General features: G+C 66.0%; 4 protein-coding genes. 3 read left to right on the plus strand and 1 reads right to left on the minus strand.

Annotated features, from left to right (window positions below):
• Positions 1–203 precede the first annotated feature (203 nt).
• Positions 204–1022, minus strand: coding sequence for a class I SAM-dependent methyltransferase (locus VFQ05_17360; GenBank protein ID HET9328538.1), 819 nt, complete (start codon positions 1020–1022; stop codon positions 204–206).
• Positions 1023–1372: 350 nt separating this feature from the next.
• On the opposite strand from VFQ05_17360, the gene VFQ05_17365 reads away from it, so the two are divergent.
• From VFQ05_17365 to VFQ05_17375, 3 genes are all read left to right on the plus strand, one after another.
• The gene (locus tag VFQ05_17365; GenBank protein HET9328539.1) at positions 1373–1729 is read left to right on the plus strand and encodes a hypothetical protein; all 357 of its coding nucleotides are present in this window, start codon (positions 1373–1375) and stop codon (positions 1727–1729) included.
• A gap of 220 nt (positions 1730–1949) precedes the next feature.
• Positions 1950–2795 carry a hypothetical protein gene (locus tag VFQ05_17370; protein HET9328540.1) on the plus strand — a complete coding sequence of 282 codons (846 nt, stop codon included), beginning with the start codon at positions 1950–1952 and terminating at the stop codon, positions 2793–2795.
• Positions 2796–2981: 186 nt separating this feature from the next.
• On the plus strand, positions 2982–3802 hold an 821-nt coding region (locus VFQ05_17375; GenBank protein HET9328541.1), incomplete at its 3' end, for a hypothetical protein.

Below are 3802 nucleotides of genomic sequence, written 5' to 3' on the forward strand. Positions count from 1 at the left end.
ACCTTGGTCGACGGCGTGGTCCCCGGCGGCCGACACCACGCCACGTTCGAAGGCGCGCGCAAGGCGGGCGCGAGTCTGTACTTCTACACGCTCGAGGCCAACGGCCGTCGCGCGTCAGGGAAGTTCGTGCTCGTGAAGTGAGCGGTTCGTAGGCCACGGACCGGGTGGATCGCTGAATGGATCCACCCGGCCGGGCCGCCGGCTCACGCGCGGGTGGCGATGATCTCGAGGTACTCGCTCGGCACCTCGAGCGTGCCGTCGGTGGCGCGGTTGTTCGCTTTCCACAGCGCCTCGTACTCCTTGCGGTAGGCGGCCTGCCCCGCCGCGTCGAGCGCTTCGAAGGTGCGAATCGTCGGACCCGAGTAGCGGCGGTAGTAGTCGACCACTTCCGATTCGCCGAAAGGCAGGCGGAAGGTGGCGACTCGCCGATGCATCTCGATGTTCGCGATGCCGTCGCGCAGCCGTTCACGAACGGTGGCCTCGTCGCCCCAGAGGATGGGCGGCGGCAAGCCGGGCGGTGGCGGCACGTACTTGGACGCCAGCTGAAAGGACCTGCCCGTGAAGCTTTCGGGCGTCCAACTGGCCATGACGATGCGGCCCCCCGAGCGGCACACCCGCGTCAGCTCGGACGCGACCCGCTCGGGACGCGGCGCGAACATGGCGCCGAATACCGAGATCACCAGATCGAACGCGCCTTCCTTGAAGCGCAGCTGCTCCGCATCGCCCTCCTCGAATCGTGCGCCGAGATCCTCGGCCTTTGCTCGTGCGCGCGCCTGCTCGAGCAGATTGGGAGCGATGTCCACTCCGATCACGTCCGCGCCGCGGCGGGCGGCAGGGATGGCCGTGTTGCCGGTTCCGCACGCCACGTCCAGCACTTTCATCCCCGGCTTGATGTTCAGCCGGCCGATGAGCTCCTCTTCCTCTCCCTGGATCTGCTTCGCGATCACGCCGAAGTCACCCGCCGACCATGTGGCGCGCATCCGTGCCTTGAGGGTCTCGATGTCTGGAGGGGCTGTGCTCATGGACGAAACCTCCCGGTATGGACCGCTCACGAGGGCTCGATTTGCTGGAGAGGCCACTCTAGACCGCGAGGTGGGTCGAATCCACCGCCACTCCGTCCGCCCCGAATGAGGTGCACGGTGGGTTCCCCTCCCATCACCCCGGCCCCGAGGCCCGCCGCTTGTCCCATAGCTGGATGAGGTCGCGGACTGTTCCATTCAGAGGCGATTTCCCCGTTGTGCTACGCGGAAGCATGCTAGATTTGGTACAGGCGCCCTTGAAAAGGCGCGCTCCCCTTGATCGACCGGGTCAGAAGATCTCGCTTGCCTCGCCCCAATGGGCAGGCGGAGCCGCTTACAGCCTTGGAGGTTCCATGCAACTCGCTCGCGTCTCACGCTTGTCGATGTACGGCGCTGCGGCGCTCGTCATCATGGCCGCCATCGTGGGCTGCACGATGGTGGGCGACCACCTCACCGGGGTTTCTGTCGACAAGGCCGGCCCCAGCGGGTGCATCAAGTCCTGCTCGAAGTCATCGTCGGATCAGGTTCGTGCCGAAGCCGAAACGCATCAGGCCGCGATTCGCGGTTGCCAGGCGCTGGCCAGCTCGGAGCGCGAAGCCTGCATGGAGGCGGAAGCCTCGCGCCATGCAGCCGCGATGGTTCAAATCAACGCGGGCCGCCGCGAATGCATGAACGGCTGTCATCGGCAGGGCGGAGGCAACGCGGGCTAAGCGTCGCAGCCGCAGGATGTAACACTCGCGCATCTCATCCCGAGGGTGAGGCGAAGTCAGCATTTGGTGGCGCAACCCGCCGACCCTCGGGGTATGATGCCCAAGGCACCGGGTCTTCACTCCGGGCCGCCGTCGGGCCGTCCACCCCACTGACGCTCGACTTGGATCAGACCCTGAATCCCCGAACCACCGAAACCGGCCGCAACGAGGGAGAACTTCTATGCGCAAGACGGTTCTTTTCGGATTGGTCGCCGTCATCCTGGTATTGGGTGGGGCGACCGGGATGCTCTATGGCAAGTATAAGAAGTCGCAGTCGGACTACGCTGCCATGCAAGCGGCCGAAGAGACGGCCCGCAACCGGTACGCGAACACGATCGACGCCATCGCCGAGATCCAGGACAGCCTGAACGCCATCGCCGTCGGCGATGCGAACGTCAAGATGAACCGTGGAGACGGCGAGGGCCAGATCTCGAGCCCCAGCGGTCAGGACGCTCTCGACCGCATCGCTCAGCTTCGCGCCGGGATCGAGCGCAGCAAGCAGCGCATCAATCAGCTCGAGGCGAGCCTCAAGAAGAGCGGCATCAGGGTCAACGGCCTGCAGAAGATGGTGGCCGGCCTCAAGCAGTCCGTCGAGGAGAAGGAGGCGCTGGTCGCCCAGCTCACGACGCAGGTGGATACGCTCAGCACGCAGGTCGCCGGCCTGACCACCACCGTCCAGGAGAACACCGCGACCATCGAGAACAACCGGCGTGAGATGGCCACGGTCTACGTGGCCGTCGGATCGAAGAAGCAGCTCACCGAGAGCGGCGTCCTCGAAGCCAAGGGCGGCGTGCTGGGCCTGGGCAAGACGCTCAAGCCGACCGGCAAGTTCGACGAGATGTCGTTCGTGGCGGTCGACACCGATCAGCAGACGGTCGTGTCGATTCCGGCGGCGAAGGCTCAGGTCGTGAGCGCTCAGCCTCCGACGAGCTACGAGCTCCTGCCGGTCGAAGGGAAGCTCGAGCTTCGCATCCTGGACCCCAAGGAGTTCCGGAAGGTGAAACAGCTGGTGATCGTCACCGCCTAGAACAGTTCGAGTCGGCTCGTTGTTTGAAGGCCCGCGGGACACCGCGGGCCTTCTTCATTGCGCGCGCTGCGACCCTCACTTTTCAATGGCTTGACGAGGAGGCGCGCTCTTATACTGCCGCCCGCGCGACTCCGTCCCCAACGGCTCGTCGCGGCTGTATCCCCCACCCCTTCAAGGAGGCTTCCTATGAAGGAAAGAGCACCCCGCTCACGGTCTCTCGGGTTCCTCCTCCTCGTCGCGATCGCCGCAGGCATCGTGGCGGTGGGCTGCAGCAAGCAACCCACCGCGCCCACGACCGCCGACCTCGGTCGCAACGGCATCACCCACGGGATCGACGCCTCGATGCTCCGGGCGACGATCGCGGTCCAGGATCGCCACACGCGCGACCTCATGCAGGTCCAGGGCGTCGTGGCGGTCGGCACGGGACTCGACGACCGGGGCAAGCCCGCGATTCACGTCTACACCGAAAGCAAGATGGCGCCGGGCAAGCTTCCGGAGATGGTCGAAGGCGTGCGAGTGATCGAGAAGGTGAACGGCAAGATCTATGCGATGAAAGGCCAGGGCGGCGGGGTGAGCCACACCGCCAAGCAGACGCCTCCCATTCAGCTCGGCACCTCAGGCGGGCCGACGCTGGACCTCGCGAACGGCTTCTGCTGCGGCGGGACGCTGGGCGCACTGGTCAACAGGGGCGGCTCCCAGTACATCCTCAGCAACAGCCACGTGTTCGCCGGTGACGTGGTCTCGGGCGGCAACGGGCGCGTGTCACAGGTCGGTGACGACGTCACTCAGCCCGGCCTGATCGACATCAACTGCACCGCGGCCAACGGTCAGGTGGTGGCGGACGTGTCGACGTTGTCGACGACGTTCCCTCCGGCATCGACCCCGAACGTCGATTGCTCGATCGCCCAGGTGCGGGCGGGCATGGTGCGGACCGACGGCGCGATCCTCGAGATCGGAACGCTCTCCTCCTCGACCGTGGGGGCCTCGGTGGGCCAGCGGGTCAAGAA

The sequence above is a fragment of the Candidatus Eisenbacteria bacterium genome, assembly GCA_035712145.1.
Lineage (GTDB): Bacteria > Eisenbacteria > RBG-16-71-46 > RBG-16-71-46 > RBG-16-71-46 > DASTBI01.